The organism is Klebsiella sp. w6 (assembly GCF_033100215.1).
GTDB lineage: Bacteria > Pseudomonadota > Gammaproteobacteria > Enterobacterales > Enterobacteriaceae > Klebsiella > Klebsiella variicola.
The window spans coordinates 723,063-742,263 of record NZ_CP136907.1 but is presented as its reverse complement, the minus strand read 5'-3'; the positions used below and the strand labels follow the sequence as shown (position 1 = coordinate 742,263).

Sequence of the window (19,201 nt, the reverse complement as noted above, 5' to 3'; positions counted from 1 at the left end):
CATGGCGCAGCGAGCGCGGTTGACCGCGCTCGTGAAACGCCGCCAGCCAGGCGCCACTCGGGCGCCAGCCAGATAAAGTGCATCGACACTATTCTACTTTGCCCGCATACTGGGTGTTGCTTTTTGAACCAGGAACAGAACCTCTGACAATGAATTTACAGCATCACTTTCTGATTGCCATGCCTGCGCTTCAGGACCCGATTTTCCGCCGCTCCGTGGTCTATATCTGCGAGTATAACGACGAGGGAGCCATGGGCATTATTATCAATAAGCCGCTGGAAAATCTGCAGGTGGAAGGGATCCTTGAGAAGCTCAAGATTGTTCCGGAGCCGCGCAATCCGGAGATCCGTCTGGATAAACCAGTGATGCTGGGCGGCCCGCTGGCGGAAGACCGCGGCTTTATTCTGCATACCCCGCCCTCGGACTTCTCCTCGAGTATCCGCATTTCGGATAACACAGTAGTCACCACCTCGCGGGATGTTCTTGAAACCTTAGGTACCGACAGACAGCCGGGCAACGTACTGGTTGCGCTGGGCTACTCCTCATGGGAGAAAGGACAACTGGAGCAGGAGATTTTAGATAATGCCTGGCTCACCGCCCCTGCCGACCAGAATATTCTCTTCCGCACGCCCATCGCCGATCGCTGGCGCGAGGCGGCTAAACTGATTGGTATCGACATTGTGACGATGCCTGGCGTCGCGGGGCATGCATGATGAGCGGAACCTTTCTCGGCTTTGATTTCGGCACCAAAAGCATCGGCGTGGCGGTGGGGCAACGCATCACCGCAACCGCGCGACCTTTACCGGCGCTGAAGGCGCAGGACGGTAAACCGGACTGGAATGTCATCGAAAAACTGCTCAAAGAGTGGCAGCCTGAGGCGGTGATCGTTGGCCTGCCGCTGAATATGGACGGCACCGAGCAACCGCTGACGGCGCGCGCGCGGAATTTCGCCAATAAAATTCATGGCCGCTTTGGCGTCGCGATCGTCCTTCACGATGAACGTCTGAGTACGGTGGAGGCTCGGGCAGGCTTATTTGAACACGGCGGCTACCGGGCGCTGAATAAAGGTAGCGTTGATTCGGCCTCAGCCGTGGTCATTCTGGAAAGCTACTTCGAGCAGAGCTTTTAGGCTCTGCTCTCCTGCGCCGCCGGCAAATGGCTGACGGCGCGCTTCCGACCGCTTAGTGGCGCAGATGTTCGTTCGCCCAGCTCACCGCTTGAGTGCGATTCTTCACGCTCAGTTTACGAAACACATTGTACAGGTGCGTACGCACCGTGTTCTCGCTGATAAACAGGGCACGGGCAATATCCAGATTCGTCGCCCCACAGCGCAGCTCGTTGAGGATCTCACATTCCCGCTCGGTGAGTGGCGAGTTCTCAACGGGCGCCGATGCATGGTCCGCAGCGTACATCGCCGGGTGCATCACGCTCAATTCAGCCGTCTGTTCGCCGTTCAGTACGGCCTTAACGCCCTCAATTAAGCGCGATTCATCATCGTCATGGCGGAACACGCCATATAAAGCCGGCCACTGCGCCATTTCGTATAACTCATACTTTTGTGCGCTATTAATAATCAACAAACGAGGATTATCTGCCTGCAGTCGAATAATGTCTCGCCATACCCCATTTAATTTCTTATTTGACACTGCGATATCAAATAATATTACAGAATCTTTCGCCAGGCGTTGTGCCAGTGGTTTATTAATATTTTGTAAAACCACTGGTGCCATCAGGGTTTCGCTCAGATAGCTGGCAAAAGCTTTGCTCTGAATTGACGGATGGGTAATAAATGTGACCTGACGAGAAGATGATGAATTTCCATTTAAATTAATCACTTAAAACTCTCCTTAGCTGCTACCCACCGCCATGGTGGTTAAATGAATAAAAAAATATACAAACAGTCGTGAATTTATAAATAGCCTTGGCAATTTACAAATTGAAACGTTATTCCATGAGAATCATCCTATTCCCGTAAACAGCATAAATCGAACACCTCAAAGCTGTCAAAAGGTAATCAAACTTTTTTCCTGGAAATGCGTATTCACTGTCGACATATCGCAACTGAATGTGTTATTTGAATTTATTCATAGTGATTATTTGTATTACCAAATAATATAAAGAAACAGCAATCAAACATTCAGTTAACATATCATTTAACCCGCCCTGCCTGCTTCACGCTGCTCTTATAGTTCGCCTGCGGCGACACGTTGCTGAAAACTCTGCGTAAATGTCAGCATTCCGGCCTGCATCCCGGTCTGCATTATGCCGGGCAACTGATGCACTTTTCCTTCACGGATCAAGTTAGCTACTGCGGGGGTATTGACCAAAAGCTCGTATAGCGCAACTCTGCCGCCCTGACGTGCAGGCAACAATTTTTGCGCCAGCACCGCGCACAGGCTTCCGGCCAGCTGACTACGAACCTGATCTTTCTCCTCTGCCGGAAAGACATCGATCAATCTCTCCACCGCCGGCGCCGCGCCGCGGGTATGTAATGTCGCCATTACCAGATGTCCGGTCTCCGCAGCCGTTAACGCCAAACGAATGGTTTCGCTGTCGCGTAGCTCCCCGAGCAGGATCACATCCGGATCCTGGCGCAGCGCCACGCGGAGCGCCGTGGCGAACGAAGGACAATGACGGCCAATCTCCCGCTGCAGGATCAGGCAGCGCTCGCTGTGATGAATAAACTCCACCGGGTCCTCCAGGGTCAGAATATGGCCATCAAGACGCTGGTTGAGATGCCCCACCATCGCCGCCAGGGTGGTCGACTTGCCGCTGCCCGTCGCTCCGGTGACCAACAGCAAACCACTCTCTTCCGCCAGCAGCTCGCTCAGCGCAGGCGGGGCGCCCAGCGTCTCCAGACGCGGGCACTGTTCAGGCAGAAGGCGTAGCACCAGCGATATTCCACGCGTATGGGCGAAAGCGCTGGCGCGCAGCCGCAAACCGCAGGTTAGGGTCAGCGCAAAGTCAATCTGGCCCTGTTCCTGCCAATGCTGTAACTGTGCGGCATCAAGCCAGCAGTTGAGTAAATCCGGGATATCCGGCGCGGGAAACGGGGCGGGCTCCAGCTTGCCCTGCCGCCGCCAGCGCGGTGCGGCGGAATTGCACAGGTGTAGATCGGAGACATTATGCTTTACACTAAGGGCTACGATTTCTTCCAGCTTCATAACTCATCCTCGGAATATGAACGATATTGCGCATAACCTGGCACAGGTCCGGGACAAAATCTCCGGTGCCGCCGCTCGTTGCGGGCGTGCGCCAGAAGAAGTGACATTGCTTGCAGTGAGTAAAACGAAACCTGCGAGCGCGATCGAAGAAGCCATCGCGGCAGGCCAGCGGGCATTTGGTGAAAACTACGTCCAGGAGGGCGTGGAGAAGATTAACCATTTCCAGCAGGCCGGCATCAGTGGACTACAGTGGCACTTTATTGGCCCCCTGCAGTCCAACAAAAGCCGGTTGGTGGCAGAGCATTTTGACTGGTGCCACACCGTCGATCGGCTGAAAATCGCCACCCGCCTGAACGAACAGCGCCCGGCGCATCTGCCGCCGCTGAAGGTGCTGATTCAAATCAACATTAGCGATGAGCAGAGCAAATCCGGCATCCCGCTGGAAGCGCTCGATGGATTAGCGGCAGAGATCGCTGAGTTACCTCATCTGGAGCTGCGCGGTCTGATGGCCATCCCCGCGCCTGAGTCAGAATATGTAAGGCAGTTTGCCGTCGCCCAGCAAATGGCGGTAGCATTTGCGCGATTAAAAACGCGGTACCCCACGGTCGATACGTTGTCTCTGGGAATGTCGGACGATATGGAAGCCGCAATCGCGGCGGGAAGCACGATGGTGCGCATCGGCACAGCTATTTTTGGTGCGCGCGACTACAGCAAATAATAAGGAATCTGAGGAACGCCATGAAGACGTTGACTTTCCTGCTTTCAACGGTCATTGAGCTTTACACGATGGTCGTGTTGTTACGCGTCTGGATGCAGTGGGCGCGCTGCGACTTTTACAACCCGTTTTCGCAGTTTGTGGTGAAGGCCACCCAGCCGATTGTCGGGCCGCTGCGCCGGATTATCCCGGCGATGGGGCCGATTGACAGCGCCTCGCTGCTGGTGGCATTTATTCTCTGCGTCATCAAAGCGATCGTGCTGTTTATGGTGATCACCTTCCAGCCGATCATCTGGATCTCCGCCCTGCTTATTCTGCTGAAAACCATCGGCTCATTGATCTTCTGGGTGCTGCTGTTGATGGCGATCATGAGCTGGGTCAGCCAGGGCCGTAGTCCGGTGGAGTACGTGCTGATGCAGCTGGCGGACCCGCTGCTGCGCCCTATCCGCAACCTGCTGCCGTCGATGGGCGGTATCGATTTCTCACCGATGGTGCTGGTGCTGCTGCTGTACGTGATTAATATGGGTGTCGCCGAGGTGCTGCAGGCCACCGGTAACGTGCTGCTGCCGGGGCTGTGGATGGCGCTATGAGTGCCGTTGAAACCTGTGCTGACGGGCTGGTGCTCAGGCTGTACATTCAGCCGAAGGCCAGCCGCGATAGCATCGTGGGCGTACATGGCGACGAGCTCAAAGTCGCCATTACCGCCCCGCCCGTTGATGGCCAGGCCAATGCCCACCTGGTGAAATTTCTCGCCAAACAGTTCCGCGTCGCCAAAAGCCAGGTACTGATTGAAAAAGGCGAGCTGGGTCGCCATAAGCAAGTTAAAATCATCGCCCCACAACAGATCCCGACTGCGGTCGCGGCGCTAACTGAATAAACAGGATTCATCATGCAAAAAGTCGTCCTCGCGACCGGCAACGCCGGTAAAGTGCGCGAACTGGCCTCGCTGCTGGAAGATTTTGGTCTCGATATCGTCGCTCAGACCGAGCTGGGCGTGGACTCTGCGGAAGAGACCGGCCTGACCTTTATTGAAAACGCGATTCTGAAAGCGCGTCATGCGGCACAGATCACCGGCCTGCCGGCCATCGCTGACGATTCCGGTCTGGCCGTCGATGCGCTTGGCGGCGCGCCGGGTATTTACTCCGCCCGCTATTCCGGCGTCGACGCCACCGACCAGCAGAATCTTGAGAAGCTGCTCGACGCGTTAAAGGACGTGCCGGACGACCAGCGTCAGGCGCAGTTCCACTGTGTGCTGGTCTATCTGCGCCATGCCGAAGATCCCACGCCGCTGGTATGCCACGGCAGCTGGCCTGGGATAATCACCCGACAAGCCGCCGGTACGGGTGGCTTCGGCTACGACCCGATATTCTTCGTCCCGTCCGAAGGGAAAACCGCGGCCGAACTGAGCCGTGAAGAAAAGAGTGCGATTTCCCATCGTGGGCAAGCGCTAAAACTGTTACTGGAAGCATTACGTAATGGCTAATTTTCCGCCGCTGAGTCTCTATATTCATATTCCCTGGTGCGTGCAGAAATGCCCGTACTGCGACTTTAATTCGCATGCGCTGAAAGGCGAGGTGCCGCATGACGATTACGTCCAGCATCTGCTAAACGACCTGCAGGCCGATGCGCAATATGCTCAGGGACGGAAAATAGGCACTATTTTTATCGGCGGCGGTACGCCAAGCCTGCTGTCCGGCCCGGCCATGCAAACCCTGCTGGATGGCGTCCGCGCCTGCCTGCCGCTGGCCGCCGGGGCGGAAATCACCATGGAAGCCAACCCGGGCACCGTGGAGGCCGATCGCTTCGTTGATTACCAGCGCGCCGGGGTGAACCGTATCTCCATCGGCGTACAAAGCTTTAGCGAACCGAAGCTGCAGCGCCTGGGGCGGATCCACGGTCCGGAGGAGGCCAAGCGCGCAGCACGTCTCGCCAGCGGCCTCGGCCTGCGCAGCTTCAATCTCGACCTGATGCACGGTCTGCCGGACCAGTCGCTGGAGGAGGCGCTGGACGATCTGCGTCAGGCGATTGCCCTCAACCCGCCGCACCTGTCGTGGTACCAGCTGACCATTGAGCCGAACACCTTGTTCGGCTCCCGGCCGCCGGTGCTGCCGGATGACGACGCGCTATGGGATATTTTCGAGCAGGGGCATCAGCTGCTAAGCGCCGCTGGCTATCAGCAGTACGAGACGTCCGCCTACGCTAAACCGGGCTTCCAGTGTCAGCATAATCTCAACTACTGGCGCTTTGGCGACTACCTCGGCATCGGCTGCGGCGCGCACGGTAAGATAACCTTCCCTGACGGACGCATTCTGCGGACCGCCAAAACCCGCCACCCGCGCGGGTATATGGAAGGCCGTTACCTCGAGCGTCAGCATGATGTGGAAGAGGCGGATAAACCGTTTGAGTTCTTTATGAACCGTTTCCGCCTGCTGGAGGCCGCGCCGCGCGCAGAATTTAGTCGCTATACCGGTCTTGATGAAGCAGCGATCCGCCCGCAGCTGGACGCGGCGATAGCCCAGGGCTATCTGCAGGAAGACGAGCAGAACTGGCAGATTACCGAGCACGGTAAGCTGTTTTTGAATTCCCTGCTCGAACTCTTCCTTAACGAATAAATATCCCCCTTGTCCTTCCCTTTATCGTTTTAACGGGAAGGACAATAGTTCGAATTTATCGACATATCAACCTCGTCATTCCCGAACCATTCTTTTAAAATATTTCATCATCTAATTAATTCACTTTTATTTATAGAAACCAAATATAATTGAAGCCATAAAAGCCGTTATTTCAGTGCCTCATTGAGAAAAAGTGTGAGTCAGGCAGCTTAAAGATGTACGACAACAAGGATAATATGTCATACAGAAACAAAGCATGACGCTTAAGATATTGACCAATTACCACAAGTGCATGGAGCCAACTTATGAAAAAATACGCTTTTTCTCGTTCTCTGATAGCAATATCTTTGCTTGCTCTATTCTCTTCAGGAGCCAGCGCAGCTGAAAAAATCACGTTAAAACTGGCACTTAACCTTGAACGCAGTCACGTGGTGCATCAGGCGTTTGAAGATATGGCCAAAGAGGTAAACCAACTTTCTGACGGTAATATGAAGATTCGTATTTACCCCAGTAGCCAGATGGGCAGCGCACGAGAAACGATGGAGTTATTACAAAATGGCGCGCTGGATTTGACCAAAGGTTCCGCCAGCGATCTGGAGTCATTTGATAATATCTATGCGATATATAATTTACCGTTCCTGTTTAACGATCAAAATCATTTCAATAAGGTGGTCTTCGGAGAAGCGGGCAAGGAAATAATGGATTCGACGAAAGAGAAAGGATTCTTTGCCCTTTCCGCTTATGTCGCCGGAACCCGAAGTTTTTATGCCAAAAAGCCCATCACCAAACCGGAAGATTTAAAAGGACTGAAGATCCGCGTGCAGGCCAGCCCGACAACCTTAAAAATGATTGAATTAATGGGCGGCTCCCCGACACCAATCTCCTTTGGTGAGGTTTATACCGCCATGCAGCAAGGGGTGGTGGACGGCGCGGAAAATAACGTGCCCTCCTGGGTGCAGACTCGCCATATCGAAATCGCGAAAGTATTCTCTGAAGATGAGCATGCCTCCATCCCTGACTTCCTCGTTATCTCCAGCAAAACCTGGGACAAACTGACGCCGGGACAGCAGCAAATCCTGGTCAAAGCGGCCAAAGCCTCAGAGGTTTATCAGCAACAGCTGTGGCAGAAGATCGACGCCGATACCCGCGCTCAGGCCAAAGCCCTGGGGGGCGAAATTATCAAAGTGGATAAAGCGCCGTTCCGCGCCGCCGTGCAGCCGCTATTTGATGACTTTAAGAAAGATCCAAAACAGGCCGCTCTGCTGGCCAAATTTGACGCTGCCGCTGAATAACCTTTAACGGGCCAGCCGCTGGCCCGCTTTCACCAGGAAATCAATGATGATACTTAACCGCATAAAGCTGGCGGTGGACCGCACCATCGCCGCATTCTCTGTCGTCGTAATGATTGCGCTGGTTTTCTGCGTCGTCTGGCAGGTGTTCAGCCGCTACGTGCTCAACCAGCCTAGCACCCTGACCGATGAACTGGCGCGTTTCTTAATGATCTGGGTCGGGCTACTGGGTGCGGCCTATACCGTCGGCGCCCAGCGTCATCTGGCGATCGATTTACTTACGCTGATGCTCTCTTCCCGCAAGCAGGCACTGCTCAGCGTCATTATCAATCTGCTTATCTTTCTGTTTGCTGGCTCAGTGATTGTTACCGGCGGCGTAAAACTGATTGAAAAAACGCTGTCGACCGCCCAGGTCTCAGCCGCAATGCAGATCCCGATGGGCTATGTGTATCTGATCCTGCCGCTCACCGGCATCATGATGATGTTTTACGCGTTGTGTTTTATCAGCAACGGTCTAAAAAACATGAAACATTCAGAAGCAGGAGCAAATTAATGGATAGCTATATTGCACTGACGCTGTTTGGCTCGTTCTTTATTCTGGTCTTTATTGGCGTACCTATCTCTTTTTCCATCGGTCTTGCTACCGTCGGCTCAATGCTGCTGATGTTTCCCTGGGATATCGCGGTGATTACCGTTGCTCAGCGCCTGGCGAACGGACTCGATAACTTCGCGCTGCTGGCTATCCCCTTCTTTATCTTTGCCGGTACCCTGATGAACAGCGGGGGAATTGCTATACGCCTCATCAATCTGGCGCAGGTGATGGTTGGGCGGGTACCCGGATCGTTGGGACACGTCAACGTGCTGGCCAATATGATGTTCGGCTCGATCTCCGGTTCGGCGGTCGCTGCCGCCGCTGCGGTAGGGGGGACGCTTAATCCCATTCAGACGCAGAAAGGCTACGATCCGGCATTCTCCACGGCGGTAAACGTTTCATCCTGCATCACGGGCCTGCTCATTCCGCCATCAAACGTGCTGATCGTCTTTTCTCTGACGGCCGGCGGCGTCTCGGTCGCCTCGCTGTTTATGGCCGGTTATTTGCCGGGCATTCTGATGGGTCTGTCCATCATGCTGGTCTGCGCTGGTATCGCTAAACACCGCGGATATCCGGTTTCCGAGCGCCCGACCTGCGCCCAGGCGGCAAAGGCTTTTTTCGACGCCCTGCCCAGCCTGCTGCTGGTCATTATTGTCATGGGCGGGATCCTCGGCGGTATTTTCACCGCCACTGAAGCTTCCGCCATCGCCGTGGTCTACACCTTTATCCTCTCAGTGCTGATTTATCGGGAAGTCAAATGGCGCGACCTGCCAAAGCTGATCCTTGAATCGGTGGTGATGACGTCTATCGTCCTTCTGCTGATCGGTTTTTCCGTCGGCATGTCGTGGGCAATGACCAATGCCGATATTCCCTACATGATAAGCGATGCGCTCATGGGGTTTTCTGAAAATCCGCTGGTGATCCTGCTACTGATTAACATCGTGCTGTTAATCGTCGGTATCTTTATGGATATGACCCCAGCAGTACTGATTTTTACGCCAATATTTCTCCCCATCGCTGAGGATTTAGGCATGAACCCGGTCCATTTTGGCATCATGATGGTCGCCAATCTGTGCATCGGCCTGCTGACCCCGCCGGTAGGCAGCGCGCTGTTTGTCGGCTGCTCCATTTCAGGGGTTAAAATTCAGCAGCTCATCAAACCGCTGCTGCCGTTCTACGCCGCCCTGCTGATCGCGCTGATGATGATTGTTTATATCCCGCAGATCTCACTGTTTATTCCACAGCTGCTGGGGCTGATGTGATCGACTGAGCCTAACCGCTACCTGCAGGCGCAGGTAGCGAAATCAACTTACTTTAACGAGCCAACCAGCGATTTCCGGCTATCCTCCAGCGAGACCACCCGGCTGCAGACGTCCTTACCAAACTGCTGGAAATCGGCCTCCTGGTTTTTCCATTCATCCTGAATGGCCGTTTGCAGGCCGCCGAGGCTGCCGAGAATGCCCTGCAGCGGGTTGCCGCCGCCTTTGAGCACTGCTTTCGCGCCCATCTCGTTAATACTGTCCTGCAGAATGCCGCCCATCGCCTGATTCACCAGCTGCTGACCATCGGCACGTACCTGGTCGATAGCTTTATAGTGGAAGGTCAGGCCATCGCTGCGGCGCTCAATGATGCGGTTCATCTGTTCTTTCAGCTGCGCATCCAGCTTGGTCAGGCGACCATGCATTCTGCTGTTGGCGCCAACCTGTTCGGTAATGATTTTATCCAGCGCCTTGCGGCCTTTTTCGACTCGCGAGCGCGCGCCTTCGTCAATCCACGGCAGGCTGCTGCGCAGACTGGCCTGATAGTCCTGCGCCTGCTCGCGCTGGGCGGCGCTCAGAGTATAGGCTTTACCGTTAAAGGTCAGGTTGCCGTCCGGCTTTATCACCAGATTGCCGTTTTCCCCTTTCACCTGCACCTGCTGCGGGCTGAGGATCACATCGTCACGCGGCGTGACGCTACACTGGTAGTCCGCATGGGCAGACAAAGCGGTGACGGAGAGCGCCACCGCCAGCAGCGTTTTACGCATCATAAAACTCCCTTAAGACAAAACGGGCCGGCAGTTGCCGACCCTTGTCAAACTTAGTCCCACCAGACGTCAAAAAGTTCGCTGGTGCGCACATCCTCTAACTTACGCGCTTCCAGCCATTGGCGTACGATGGCCTGATGCTCTTCGGTGCACTTACCGATCTCCTGCATGCAGATGAGCCCTTCCCAGGAGAGATAGCCGCTACCGTCGAAGGCCAGCTTGTTCGGCTCAATCACCTCTTCGATCAGATCGTTGACCGTCTGGTCGATCTGCTCTTCGGTGGTCCCTTCCGGGAAACGCCAGGCGACGGAGAAGCCTAACTCCTGAAACTCATCGATATGCATTTTTTTACGCAGACGACGGCTACGATTCTTGGCCATTATTTCACCCTCTCGAACATTAAGTCCCATACGCCGTGGCCGAGACGATGGCCACGCTGTTCAAATTTGGTTACCGGGCGCGATTCCGGGCGCGGTACGTAATGGTTGCTTGCCGACTGGTTACGATAGCCTTCCAGCGAGGACATCACTTCCAGCATATGCACGGCATAGGCTTCCCAGTCGGTCGCCATATGGAAGACGCCGCCGAGTTTCAGTTTGCTTTTGACCAGCTCAGCGAAAGGCGGCTGCACGATACGACGTTTATTATGACGCGCTTTATGCCACGGGTCAGGGAAAAACAGCTGCACCATATTCAGTGAGTTATCCGGGATCATGGTATGCAGCACTTCCACCGCATCGTGACACATCACGCGCAGATTTTGCACACCTTCTTCTTCAGCAGAAGCCAGACAGGCGCCAACGCCCGGGGAGTGCACTTCAATGCCGAGGAAATTCTGTTCCGGTTTGGCTTTTGCCATCGCCACCAGCGAAGCCCCCATGCCGAAACCAATTTCTAGTGTGACCGGCGCGTCGCGGCCAAACAGGGCAGCGAAATCGAGCGGCGCATCGTTGAATTCAACGCCCATCACCGGCCAAATGTTATCCAGCGCATGCTGCTGCCCTTTCGTCAGGCGCCCCTGGCGACGGACGAAGCTACGAATACGGCGCAGCGGGCGACCGTTTTCATCGAATTCCGGAGAAATGACGTCGTTTTTCATAAAAGTTAAGTCTGCTAGTGAAAGTGTTCGGAAAACGGGCATTATCCAAAGTTACCCGGCGGATGCAAGGGTTTACAGCCACTCGCCCTTGTGCTGCAATCTGCCACCCTGTAATCGCGATCCCGGAGCCATAGCTTTGACTTTTCTCGCCGCGCAATTTTCAGCCCAGGTCCTGGACTGGTACGACAAATACGGGCGTAAAACCCTGCCCTGGCAAATCGCCAAGACGCCCTACAAAGTATGGCTCTCCGAAGTGATGTTGCAACAAACCCAGGTGACCACGGTAATCCCGTATTTTGAACGCTTTATGGCGCGTTTCCCAACGGTGGTTGATTTAGCCAACGCGCCGCTGGATGAGGTGCTGCATCTGTGGACCGGCCTTGGCTACTACGCGCGGGCGCGCAATTTACATAAAGCCGCCCAGCAGGTGGCGACACAGCATGGCGGCATCTTCCCGCAATCCTTTGAGGAAGTGGCCGCGCTGCCCGGCGTCGGGCGTTCAACGGCAGGGGCGATTTTGTCGCTTTCGCTCGGTCAGCATTATCCGATTCTCGACGGCAACGTGAAGCGCGTGCTCGCCCGCTGCTATGCTGTCAGCGGCTGGCCGGGAAAAAAAGAGGTCGAAAAACGGCTGTGGGATATCAGCGAAGAGGTGACCCCGGCGCAAGGGGTAGAACGCTTCAACCAGGCGATGATGGATCTCGGGGCGATGGTTTGCACCCGCTCGAAGCCGAAGTGCGAGCTGTGCCCGTTGAGCAATGGCTGCGTGGCCTACGCGAATCATTCATGGGCGGAATATCCGGGTAAAAAACCGAAGCAGACCATCCCGGAACGCACCGGCTATTTCCTGCTGATGCAGCACGGCGACGAGGTGTTTCTCTCCCAGCGTCCGCCGGTGGGTTTGTGGGGCGGACTATTCTGTTTTCCGCAGTTTGCAGACGAAGCGGAGCTGCGCGAGTGGCTGGCGCAGCGTCAGATAAAGGCCGATAATCTGACGCAATTAACCGCCTTTCGCCACACTTTCAGCCATTTCCACCTGGATATTGTGCCGATGTGGCTTACAGTGCACTCATCTGGCGCATGCATGGATGAAGGCAACGCACTCTGGTATAACTTAGCGCAGCCGCCGTCGGTCGGACTGGCGGCCCCCGTGGAGCGCTTGTTGCAACAGTTAAAAGCCGGAACGCCGGTATAAATTTTTCGGCTATCAAAGAGGAGTGATTATGAGCAGAACCATTTTTTGTACTTTCCTGCAGCGTGAAGCGGACGGCCAGGATTTCCAGCTCTATCCAGGCGAACTCGGGAAGCGCATTTACAACGAAATCTCCAAAGAAGCCTGGGCGCAGTGGCAGCACAAGCAGACCATGCTGATCAACGAGAAAAAACTCAGCATGATGAACCCGGAGCACCGCAAGCTGCTGGAGCAGGAGATGGTGCAGTTCCTGTTTGAAGGGAAAGACGTGCATATCGAAGGCTACACGCCGCCGGAAAAACAGTAAGGGCCCTGCGGCCTTTTAAAAACAAACACAACACGCACGCCCGGAATGATGAAAAAATACTTAGCGCTCGCGCTGATTGCGCCGTTGCTCGTTTCGTGTTCCAGCTCCAATAAAAAAGGCACCGAATACAACGAGGCCTGGGTCAAGGACACGAACGGATTCGATATCCTGATGGGCCAGTTTGCCCATAACATCGAGAACATTTGGGGGTATAACGAAGTCCTGCTCGCCGGGCCGAAGGACTACGTTAAATATACCGATCAATATCAAACCCGCAGCCACATCAACTTTGATGCCGGGACGATCACCGTCGAGACCATCGCGGGCACCGATCCGCGCGGACGACTGCGCCAGGCGATCATCAAAACGCTGCTGATGGGCGATGACCCCAACTCCATTGACCTCTATTCCGACGTCGATGATATTCAGATCTCCAAAGAGCCGTTCCTCTATGGTCAGGTGGTGGATAACACCGGCGCGTCGATTCGCTGGGAGTGGCGCGCCGCGCGCTACGCCGATTATTTGCTGCAAACCCGCCTCAAGAGCCGCAACAATGGCCTGCGCGTGATCTACAGCATCACCATCAACCTGGTACCAAACCACCTCGACAAACGTGCGCATAAATACCTCGGCATGGTGCGCCAGGCCTCGCGTAAATACGGCGTTGATGAGTCGCTGATCCTTGCGATTATGCAAACAGAATCATCGTTTAACCCCTATGCGGTGAGCCACGCGGATGCCATGGGGCTGATGCAGGTCGTCCAGCACAGCGCGGGGAAAGACGTCTTCCGTTCGCAGGGCAAATCCGGCCTGCCGAGCCGCAGCTATCTGTTTGACCCGGCGAATAACATCGATACCGGCACCGCTTATCTGGCGATGCTGAACAATGTTTATCTCGCCGGCATCGATAACCCCACCTCGCGTCGCTACGCGGTGATCACCGCCTATAACGGCGGCGCCGGCAGCGTACTGCGCGTGTTCTCCAGCGATAAAGTCCAGGCGGCGAACATCATTAACAGCATGGCGCCAGGCGACGTCTACCAGACGCTCACCACCCGCCATCCGTCGGCCGAATCGCGCCGGTATCTGTATAAAGTTAACACTGCGCAGAAAAGCTATCGCCGCAAATAACCCCCCTCTCTTACAGGCCCGGACATCGCACTGGGCCTCTCTTTTTTATAGGACATACTTCGTAATATCTTTTCGATTTTCTGCGGCAGTTAACAGAAGCTTCTCACCCCTGAATGATAGAATCGCATCAAAATAACGGTGGTTATGTTATTTAATAAACATAACAAGCCCACATTCGTGAGGATAAATACATGAATCTTAAGCTGCAGCTAAAAATACTGTCGTTCCTGCAGTTCTGCCTTTGGGGGAGCTGGCTGACCACGCTCGGCTCGTACATGTTTGTCACGCTGAAGTTTGACGGCGCGGCAATCGGCGCAGTGTATAGCTCGCTCGGTATCGCCGCCGTCCTGATGCCAACGCTGCTCGGCATCGTCGCCGATAAATGGATCAGCGCCAAATGGGTATACGCCATCTGCCACCTGGTCGGCGCGTTAACGCTGTATCTGGCGGCGCAGGTCACCACGCCGGGCGAGATGTTCCTTGTGATCCTCCTCAACTCGCTGGCCTATATGCCGACGCTGGGGCTGATTAACACCATCTCTTACTATCGCCTGCAGTCGGCGGGGCTGGATATCGTCACCGATTTCCCGCCAATTCGTATCTGGGGCACCATCGGCTTTATCCTCGCCATGTGGGGCGTCAGCTTCTCGGGCTTCGAACTGAGCCATATGCAGTTGTACATTGGCGCGACGCTGTCGGTCTTGCTGGCGCTGTTCACCCTGACGCTGCCGCATATTCCGGTCGCCAACGCCCAGCGCAATCAAAGCTGGACGGAGATGCTGGGGCTTAACGCCTTTGCGCTGTTTAAAAACAAGCGCATGGCTATCTTCTTTATCTTCTCGATGATGCTCGGTGCCGAACTGCAAATCACCAATATGTTCGGCAACACCTTCCTGCATAGCTTCGATAAAGATCCGCTGTTTGCCGGCAGCTTTATCGTCGAGCACGCGTCAGTGCTGATGTCGATTTCGCAGATCTCCGAAACGCTGTTTATCCTGACCATCCCGTTCTTCCTTAGCCGCTACGGCATTAAGAACGTGATGCTGATTAGTATCGTGGCGTGGATGCTGCGCTTCGGCCTGTTCGCCTTTGGCGACCCGACACCGTTCGGCACTGTACTACTGGTGCTGTCGATGATCGTTTACGGCTGCGCCTTCGACTTCTTCAACATCTCCGGTTCGGTGTTCGTTGAGAAAGAGGTTCGTCCGGAAATCCGCGCCAGCGCCCAGGGGATGTTCCTGATGATGACCAACGGATTCGGCTGTATTCTTGGCGGGATGGTGAGCGGCAAAGTGGTTGAGCACTTTACCGTCGAGGGGATCACTGACTGGCAAAGCGTGTGGCTGATTTTCGCCGGTTATTCGCTGGTGCTGGCCTTTGCCTTCGTGGCGCTGTTCAAATACAAACACGTCAGACAACCGACCGCCGCGCAGCAGAGCGCGTGATCGTCAAAAGCAAAACGCCCCGCCTGTTCAGCGGGGCGTTTTTTTATCCCTTCAGCACGTAGCCATACAGCCGCTTAATACCATCCGGATCCGTCTCGCTGTAAACCCCCTGCAGCTCCGGTGAGAAGCCCGGCAGCATATTGACCCCCTCCTCCAGCGCGAGGAAATAGCGCAGTACTGCCCCGCCCCAGATCTCGCCGGGCACCACGCATAATACCCCCGGCGGATAGGGCAGCGCCCCTTCAGCCGCGACGCGGCCTTCCGCTTCGCTCAGACGCACCAGCTCCACGTTGCCGCGGATAAATTCGCGGTTAGCATCCTGCGGATTCATCACCACGCGCGGGAAGCTCCGTTTACGGAACATCTCCTTTTGCAGGCTCTTCACATCAAAGCTGACGTACAGATCGTGCATCTCCTGGCACAGCTCGCGGAGTGTGTAATCGCGATAGCGCACCGGATATTTGTTGTAGATGGTCGGCAGCACGTCAGCCAGCGGCGTATCCGACTCAATATGCTGTTCGAACTGCCCCAGCATCGCCACCAGCTGCGCCATTTTTTCGGCGCTCTCCGCCGGCGTCAGCAGGAACAGAATCGAGTTGAGATCGCACTTCTCCGGCACGATGCCGTTTTCACGCAGATAATGCGCCAGAATGGTTGCCGGGATGCCAAACTCACTGTACTCCCCACTTTCAGCGTCAATGCCCGGGGTGGTCAGCAACAGCTTGCATGGGTCGACAAAATACTGGTCGTCCGCATAGCCCTCAAAACCATGCCAGCGCGCGTCGGGTTCGAAGCTGAAGAAGCGACGCTCCCGGGCGATCGCCTCGGTCGGGTGATCCTGCCATGGACGCCCCGCCACCACTGGCGGAATAAAGGGCTGGATCATCTTGCAGTTAGCGATGATCGCTTTCCGCGCCTCAATGCCCAGCGCCACACACTCGGCCCACAGGCGGCGGCCGCTCTCACCTTCATGAATTTTGGCGTTGACGTCCAGCGCGGCAAACAGCGGATAGAACGGGCTGGTGGAGGCATGCAGCATAAAGGCGTTATTCAGCCGCTTGTGCGGACAGAAACGCGCCTGGCCGCGCAGATGGTTATCCTTTTTATGGATCTGCGACGTCTGTGAGAAGCCGGCCTGCTGCTTGTGCACGGACTGGGTGACAAAAATACCCGGATCGTCCGGGGTCAGCTCCAGCAGCAGCGGCGAGCAGTCGGCCATCATCGGGATAAACTGCTCATAGCCCACCCACGCCGAGTCGAACAGGATGTAATCGCAGAGGTGGCCTATTTTATCCACCACCTGGCGGGCGTTATAGACCGTGCCGTCGTAGGTCCCCAGCTGGATCACCGCCAGACGAAACGGGCGGGAGGCATTGGCTTTCTCAGGCGCCGCTTCGCGGATGAGATCCCGCAGGTAATGCTCATCAAAGCAGCGCTCGTCAATGCCGCCGATAAAACCGAACGGATTGCGCGCGGCTTCAAGATAGACCGGCGTCGCCCCCGCCTGAATCAGCGCCCCGTGATGGTTTGACTTGTGGTTGTTACGATCGAACAGCACCAGATCGCCGCGGGTCAACAGCGCATTGGTCACGACTTTGTTGGCCGCCGAGGTGCCGTTGAGGACGAAGTAGGTTTTATCCGCATTGAACACTTTCGCAGCGAACTTCTGCGCGTGCTTGGCCGACCCTTCGTGGATCAGCAGATCGCCTAATTTCACGTCGGCGTTGCACATGTCGGCGCGAAAGACATTTTCGCCAAAAAAGTCATAGAACTGACGGCCTGCAGGGTGCTTTTTGAAAAACGCCCCGTGCTGATGCCCCGGACAGGCAAAAGTGCTGTTATCCATCTCGACGTACTGGGTCAGAGTATTGAAAAACGGCGGCAGCAGACGCGCTTCATAATCACAGGCCGCCGCCTCCAGCTCCAGCCACTCCTGATCTTTACCGGCGATCACCGCCTGCACCCCCTCTGGCCTCTCGACCGCCGTCTCACTCAGCAGGTAGACCGGCAGATTAAATCCGCTGCGTCTGAGGAGAGCAAGGATGCCGCTGCGACTGTCCGCCGCGGTGATGACGACTGCCGCCACATCGGTAAAATCGGTACTGTCCAGCGCCACAACGCGACGGTGGGTGGACAAGCGGGTGACCAGCTCGCAGCTGGCGGCAATGTGCATGGATTTCATAAGCGCAAATGCCCGTATCGGGAGTGTAAAAATCTCAGACAAGGAAACCTTGCCCAACGATGTGTCCGGGTCTGACGGATTTCAGCTCCGACCGCCGGACATCAGTAAAAGCAGACGCGTCCGATCTTACTGTTGCCCTACAGTGAGCATACGTGTCCTTCACCGCATGGTGAACAGAGGAGTAAGCGTAGCAAGATGAGGCAGCCCGCGCATCTGTGCGCGACGTCGCTGGCGAGATAATGGCAGTGTCGTCATCGGCGGCCTCATATCAGGGAGGAGAAAATTCGCGCAATCATGGCACCTTTCCCGAACAGGCGCAAGATGAAAACCGTATGCACTTATATCACGGATACACAAGCTTTCACGGCGGGTTAACGTCATAATAATGCGGTTATCAGGGATATTTAACAGGAGTCAGCGTGGTTACAGGACCTTTTATTAACGCCAGCGCGGTGCTGGTCGGCGGTGTGCTGGGCGCCTTGCTCAGTCAACGGTTGCCGGAACGGATCCGCACATCAATGACCTCAATTTTTGGCCTGGCGTCATTAGGCATCGGCATTTTACTGGTCATTAAGTGCGCCAATCTGCCAGTGATGGTGCTGTCGACCCTGGTAGGGACGCTGCTCGGCGAAATATGCAATATGGAAAAAGGCATCAATACGCTGGTCAGTAAACTCCAGCAGTTGATGTCAGCGAAAGGCAAGAAAAAGGCTTCGGCTCATGAGTCTTATATTCAGAGCTATGTGGCGATTATCGTCCTGTTCTGCGCCAGCGGCACCGGCGTCTTCGGCGCCATGCGCGAAGGGATGACTGGCGACGCCAGCATTCTGATTGCTAAAGCGTTTCTCGACTTTTTCACTGCCACCATTTTCGCCTGCACCCTGGGCATTGCCGTCGCCGCCATCAGCGTGCCGATGCTGCTCATCCAGCTGACTCTTGCGGCCTGCGCGGCGATCATTATGCCGCTTACTACCCCGATGATGCTGGCGGATTTCAGCGCCGTCGGCGGTATGCTACTGGTGGCCACCGGGCTGCGCATCTGCGGGATAAAAATGTTTGCGGTGGTGAATATGCTGCCTGCGCTGGTGCTGGCGATGCCAATTTCAGCGGCCTGGACGCTGTTTTTTGCCTGAAGACGCGTGCTTTTAGCGCAATGTGGTGATAGATTGTTCAGTCTGCTGCAAAACAGATAAATTTCGTTGACGAGGCGCGGCGATTACGGTTTAATGCGCCCCGTTGCCCGGATAGCTCAGTCGGTAGAGCAGGGGATTGAAAATCCCCGTGTCCTTGGTTCGATTCCGAGTCCGGGCACCACTATTTAAAGAACCCGCCCAAAAGGCGGGTTTTTGCTTTTCTAAGACCGGACTCTCCATCGAACTGCGTTCGATTATTCGCCGCACAGCGGCTCACCCCTTCGGGGCCAGCGCGACACGCGCGCTGTTCAACG

Annotated in this window: 21 protein-coding genes and 1 tRNA gene; 16 read left to right on the top strand and 6 right to left on the bottom strand. The window is 55.4% G+C overall.

Annotated elements, in window-relative coordinates; translation table 11 throughout:
* Window positions 1-149 precede the first annotated feature (149 nt).
* Together R0140_RS03670 and ruvX are read left to right on the top strand one after the other, a co-directional pair.
* Window positions 150-713 carry a YqgE/AlgH family protein gene (locus R0140_RS03670; RefSeq protein ID WP_012540566.1) on the top strand — a complete coding sequence of 188 codons (564 nt, stop codon included), beginning with the start codon at window positions 150-152 and terminating at the stop codon, window positions 711-713.
* Window positions 713-1,129, top strand: coding sequence for a Holliday junction resolvase RuvX (gene ruvX, locus R0140_RS03665; RefSeq protein ID WP_012540565.1), 417 nt, complete (start codon window positions 713-715; stop codon window positions 1,127-1,129). Before R0140_RS03670 ends, ruvX begins: the two co-directional genes overlap by 1 nt.
* A 52-nt stretch (window positions 1,130-1,181) precedes the next feature.
* Here ruvX and R0140_RS03660 read toward each other — a convergent pair whose 3' ends face one another.
* Window positions 1,182-1,835 (bottom strand): LuxR family transcriptional regulator, encoded by a 654-nt coding sequence (locus R0140_RS03660; protein ID WP_004205179.1) that lies wholly within the window; start codon window positions 1,833-1,835, stop codon window positions 1,182-1,184.
* 348 nt (window positions 1,836-2,183) lie between these two features.
* Entirely contained in the window at window positions 2,184-3,164 is a 981-nt protein-coding gene (locus R0140_RS03655; RefSeq protein ID WP_032736413.1) for a type IV pilus twitching motility protein PilT, read from the bottom strand.
* Between the two features lie 16 nt (window positions 3,165-3,180).
* On the opposite strand from R0140_RS03655, the gene R0140_RS03650 reads away from it, so the two are divergent.
* The 8 genes from R0140_RS03650 to R0140_RS03615 all read left to right on the top strand — a co-directional run bounded on the left by R0140_RS03650 (window position 3,181) and on the right by R0140_RS03615 (window position 9,634).
* Window positions 3,181-3,882, top strand: a complete 702-nt coding sequence (locus R0140_RS03650; protein WP_023298214.1) for a YggS family pyridoxal phosphate-dependent enzyme — start codon at window positions 3,181-3,183, stop codon at window positions 3,880-3,882.
* Window positions 3,883-3,902: 20 nt separating this feature from the next.
* Window positions 3,903-4,469 (top strand): YggT family protein, encoded by a 567-nt coding sequence (locus R0140_RS03645; RefSeq protein WP_004205182.1) that lies wholly within the window; start codon window positions 3,903-3,905, stop codon window positions 4,467-4,469.
* On the top strand, window positions 4,466-4,756 hold the full coding sequence (gene yggU / locus R0140_RS03640) for a DUF167 family protein YggU (protein WP_002916614.1): 291 nt from the start codon (window positions 4,466-4,468) through the stop codon (window positions 4,754-4,756). Before R0140_RS03645 ends, yggU begins: the two co-directional genes overlap by 4 nt.
* Before the next feature lie 12 nt (window positions 4,757-4,768).
* Complete coding sequence (locus tag R0140_RS03635; RefSeq protein ID WP_008806469.1) at window positions 4,769-5,362, top strand: XTP/dITP diphosphatase; 594 nt, start codon at window positions 4,769-4,771, stop codon at window positions 5,360-5,362.
* Window positions 5,355-6,491 carry a radical SAM family heme chaperone HemW gene (hemW, locus tag R0140_RS03630; protein ID WP_032736417.1) on the top strand — a complete coding sequence of 379 codons (1,137 nt, stop codon included), beginning with the start codon at window positions 5,355-5,357 and terminating at the stop codon, window positions 6,489-6,491. The genes R0140_RS03635 and hemW overlap by 8 nt, the downstream gene beginning before the upstream one ends.
* Window positions 6,492-6,796: 305 nt before the next feature.
* A complete protein-coding gene (locus R0140_RS03625) occupies window positions 6,797-7,783 on the top strand; it encodes a TRAP transporter substrate-binding protein (protein ID WP_317703946.1) in 987 nt (328 codons plus the stop codon).
* Between the two features lie 46 nt (window positions 7,784-7,829).
* Window positions 7,830-8,333 carry a TRAP transporter small permease gene (locus tag R0140_RS03620; protein WP_032731249.1) on the top strand — a complete coding sequence of 168 codons (504 nt, stop codon included), beginning with the start codon at window positions 7,830-7,832 and terminating at the stop codon, window positions 8,331-8,333.
* Window positions 8,333-9,634: a TRAP transporter large permease gene (locus tag R0140_RS03615; RefSeq protein ID WP_022064843.1), complete on the top strand. Its 1,302-nt coding sequence runs from the start codon at window positions 8,333-8,335 to the stop codon at window positions 9,632-9,634. Before R0140_RS03620 ends, R0140_RS03615 begins: the two co-directional genes overlap by 1 nt.
* A gap of 47 nt (window positions 9,635-9,681) precedes the next feature.
* Here the strand turns inward: R0140_RS03615 and R0140_RS03610 are convergent, their stop codons facing one another.
* The 3 genes from R0140_RS03610 to trmB are packed head-to-tail and all read right to left on the bottom strand — an operon-like array spanning window position 9,682 to window position 11,497.
* Window positions 9,682-10,401, bottom strand: a complete 720-nt coding sequence (locus R0140_RS03610; protein ID WP_317703945.1) for a YggN family protein — start codon at window positions 10,399-10,401, stop codon at window positions 9,682-9,684.
* 50 nt (window positions 10,402-10,451) lie between these two features.
* Window positions 10,452-10,778, bottom strand: coding sequence for a YggL family protein (locus tag R0140_RS03605; protein WP_012967224.1), 327 nt, complete (start codon window positions 10,776-10,778; stop codon window positions 10,452-10,454).
* Window positions 10,778-11,497 carry a tRNA (guanosine(46)-N7)-methyltransferase TrmB gene (gene trmB, locus R0140_RS03600; protein WP_317703944.1) on the bottom strand — a complete coding sequence of 240 codons (720 nt, stop codon included), beginning with the start codon at window positions 11,495-11,497 and terminating at the stop codon, window positions 10,778-10,780. The genes R0140_RS03605 and trmB overlap by 1 nt, the downstream gene beginning before the upstream one ends.
* Before the next feature lie 136 nt (window positions 11,498-11,633).
* Between trmB and mutY the strand changes: the two genes are divergently transcribed.
* The 4 genes from mutY to R0140_RS03580 all read left to right on the top strand — a co-directional run bounded on the left by mutY (window position 11,634) and on the right by R0140_RS03580 (window position 15,572).
* On the top strand, window positions 11,634-12,692 hold the full coding sequence (gene mutY, locus R0140_RS03595; RefSeq protein ID WP_008806473.1) for an A/G-specific adenine glycosylase: 1,059 nt from the start codon (window positions 11,634-11,636) through the stop codon (window positions 12,690-12,692).
* A gap of 28 nt (window positions 12,693-12,720) precedes the next feature.
* Window positions 12,721-12,996 carry an oxidative damage protection protein gene (locus R0140_RS03590; RefSeq protein ID WP_004105744.1) on the top strand — a complete coding sequence of 92 codons (276 nt, stop codon included), beginning with the start codon at window positions 12,721-12,723 and terminating at the stop codon, window positions 12,994-12,996.
* A gap of 48 nt (window positions 12,997-13,044) precedes the next feature.
* A complete protein-coding gene (gene mltC, locus R0140_RS03585; RefSeq protein WP_012540557.1) occupies window positions 13,045-14,127 on the top strand; it encodes a membrane-bound lytic murein transglycosylase MltC in 1,083 nt (360 codons plus the stop codon).
* Between the two features lie 191 nt (window positions 14,128-14,318).
* Complete coding sequence (locus R0140_RS03580; protein ID WP_008806476.1) at window positions 14,319-15,572, top strand: nucleoside permease; 1,254 nt, start codon at window positions 14,319-14,321, stop codon at window positions 15,570-15,572.
* Window positions 15,573-15,615: 43 nt separating this feature from the next.
* On the opposite strand, the gene R0140_RS03575 is transcribed toward R0140_RS03580, so the two are convergent.
* The gene (locus R0140_RS03575; protein ID WP_008806477.1) at window positions 15,616-17,754 is read right to left on the bottom strand and encodes an ornithine decarboxylase; all 2,139 of its coding nucleotides are present in this window, start codon (window positions 17,752-17,754) and stop codon (window positions 15,616-15,618) included.
* 419 nt (window positions 17,755-18,173) lie between these two features.
* On the opposite strand from R0140_RS03575, the gene R0140_RS03570 reads away from it, so the two are divergent.
* Entirely contained in the window at window positions 18,174-18,887 is a 714-nt protein-coding gene (locus R0140_RS03570) for a DUF554 domain-containing protein (protein ID WP_008806478.1), read from the top strand.
* 105 nt (window positions 18,888-18,992) lie between these two features.
* A tRNA-Phe gene (locus R0140_RS03565) sits at window positions 18,993-19,068 on the top strand.
* Window positions 19,069-19,201 lie beyond the last annotated feature (133 nt).

Bases quoted from the DNA above. Each gene is read 5' to 3' on its own strand.
- hemW (WP_032736417.1), top strand. From the start codon at position 5,355: ATGGCTAATTTTCCGCCGCTGAGTCTCTATATTCATATTCCCTGGTGC.
- R0140_RS03615 (WP_022064843.1), top strand. From the start codon at position 8,333: ATGGATAGCTATATTGCACTGACGCTGTTTGGCTCGTTCTTTATTCTG.
- R0140_RS03655 (WP_032736413.1), bottom strand. From the start codon at position 3,164: ATGAAGCTGGAAGAAATCGTAGCCCTTAGTGTAAAGCATAATGTCTCC.
- R0140_RS03635 (WP_008806469.1), top strand. From the start codon at position 4,769: ATGCAAAAAGTCGTCCTCGCGACCGGCAACGCCGGTAAAGTGCGCGAA.
- R0140_RS03610 (WP_317703945.1), bottom strand. From the start codon at position 10,401: ATGATGCGTAAAACGCTGCTGGCGGTGGCGCTCTCCGTCACCGCTTTG.
- trmB (WP_317703944.1), bottom strand. From the start codon at position 11,497: ATGAAAAACGACGTCATTTCTCCGGAATTCGATGAAAACGGTCGCCCG.
- mltC (WP_012540557.1), top strand. From the start codon at position 13,045: ATGAAAAAATACTTAGCGCTCGCGCTGATTGCGCCGTTGCTCGTTTCG.
- R0140_RS03605 (WP_012967224.1), bottom strand. From the start codon at position 10,778: ATGGCCAAGAATCGTAGCCGTCGTCTGCGTAAAAAAATGCATATCGAT.
- yggU (WP_002916614.1), top strand. From the start codon at position 4,466: ATGAGTGCCGTTGAAACCTGTGCTGACGGGCTGGTGCTCAGGCTGTAC.
- R0140_RS03650 (WP_023298214.1), top strand. From the start codon at position 3,181: ATGAACGATATTGCGCATAACCTGGCACAGGTCCGGGACAAAATCTCC.
- R0140_RS03575 (WP_008806477.1), bottom strand. From the start codon at position 17,754: ATGAAATCCATGCACATTGCCGCCAGCTGCGAGCTGGTCACCCGCTTG.
- R0140_RS03620 (WP_032731249.1), top strand. From the start codon at position 7,830: ATGATACTTAACCGCATAAAGCTGGCGGTGGACCGCACCATCGCCGCA.
- R0140_RS03645 (WP_004205182.1), top strand. From the start codon at position 3,903: ATGAAGACGTTGACTTTCCTGCTTTCAACGGTCATTGAGCTTTACACG.
- R0140_RS03590 (WP_004105744.1), top strand. From the start codon at position 12,721: ATGAGCAGAACCATTTTTTGTACTTTCCTGCAGCGTGAAGCGGACGGC.
- R0140_RS03580 (WP_008806476.1), top strand. From the start codon at position 14,319: ATGAATCTTAAGCTGCAGCTAAAAATACTGTCGTTCCTGCAGTTCTGC.
- R0140_RS03625 (WP_317703946.1), top strand. From the start codon at position 6,797: ATGAAAAAATACGCTTTTTCTCGTTCTCTGATAGCAATATCTTTGCTT.
- ruvX (WP_012540565.1), top strand. From the start codon at position 713: ATGAGCGGAACCTTTCTCGGCTTTGATTTCGGCACCAAAAGCATCGGC.
- R0140_RS03670 (WP_012540566.1), top strand. From the start codon at position 150: ATGAATTTACAGCATCACTTTCTGATTGCCATGCCTGCGCTTCAGGAC.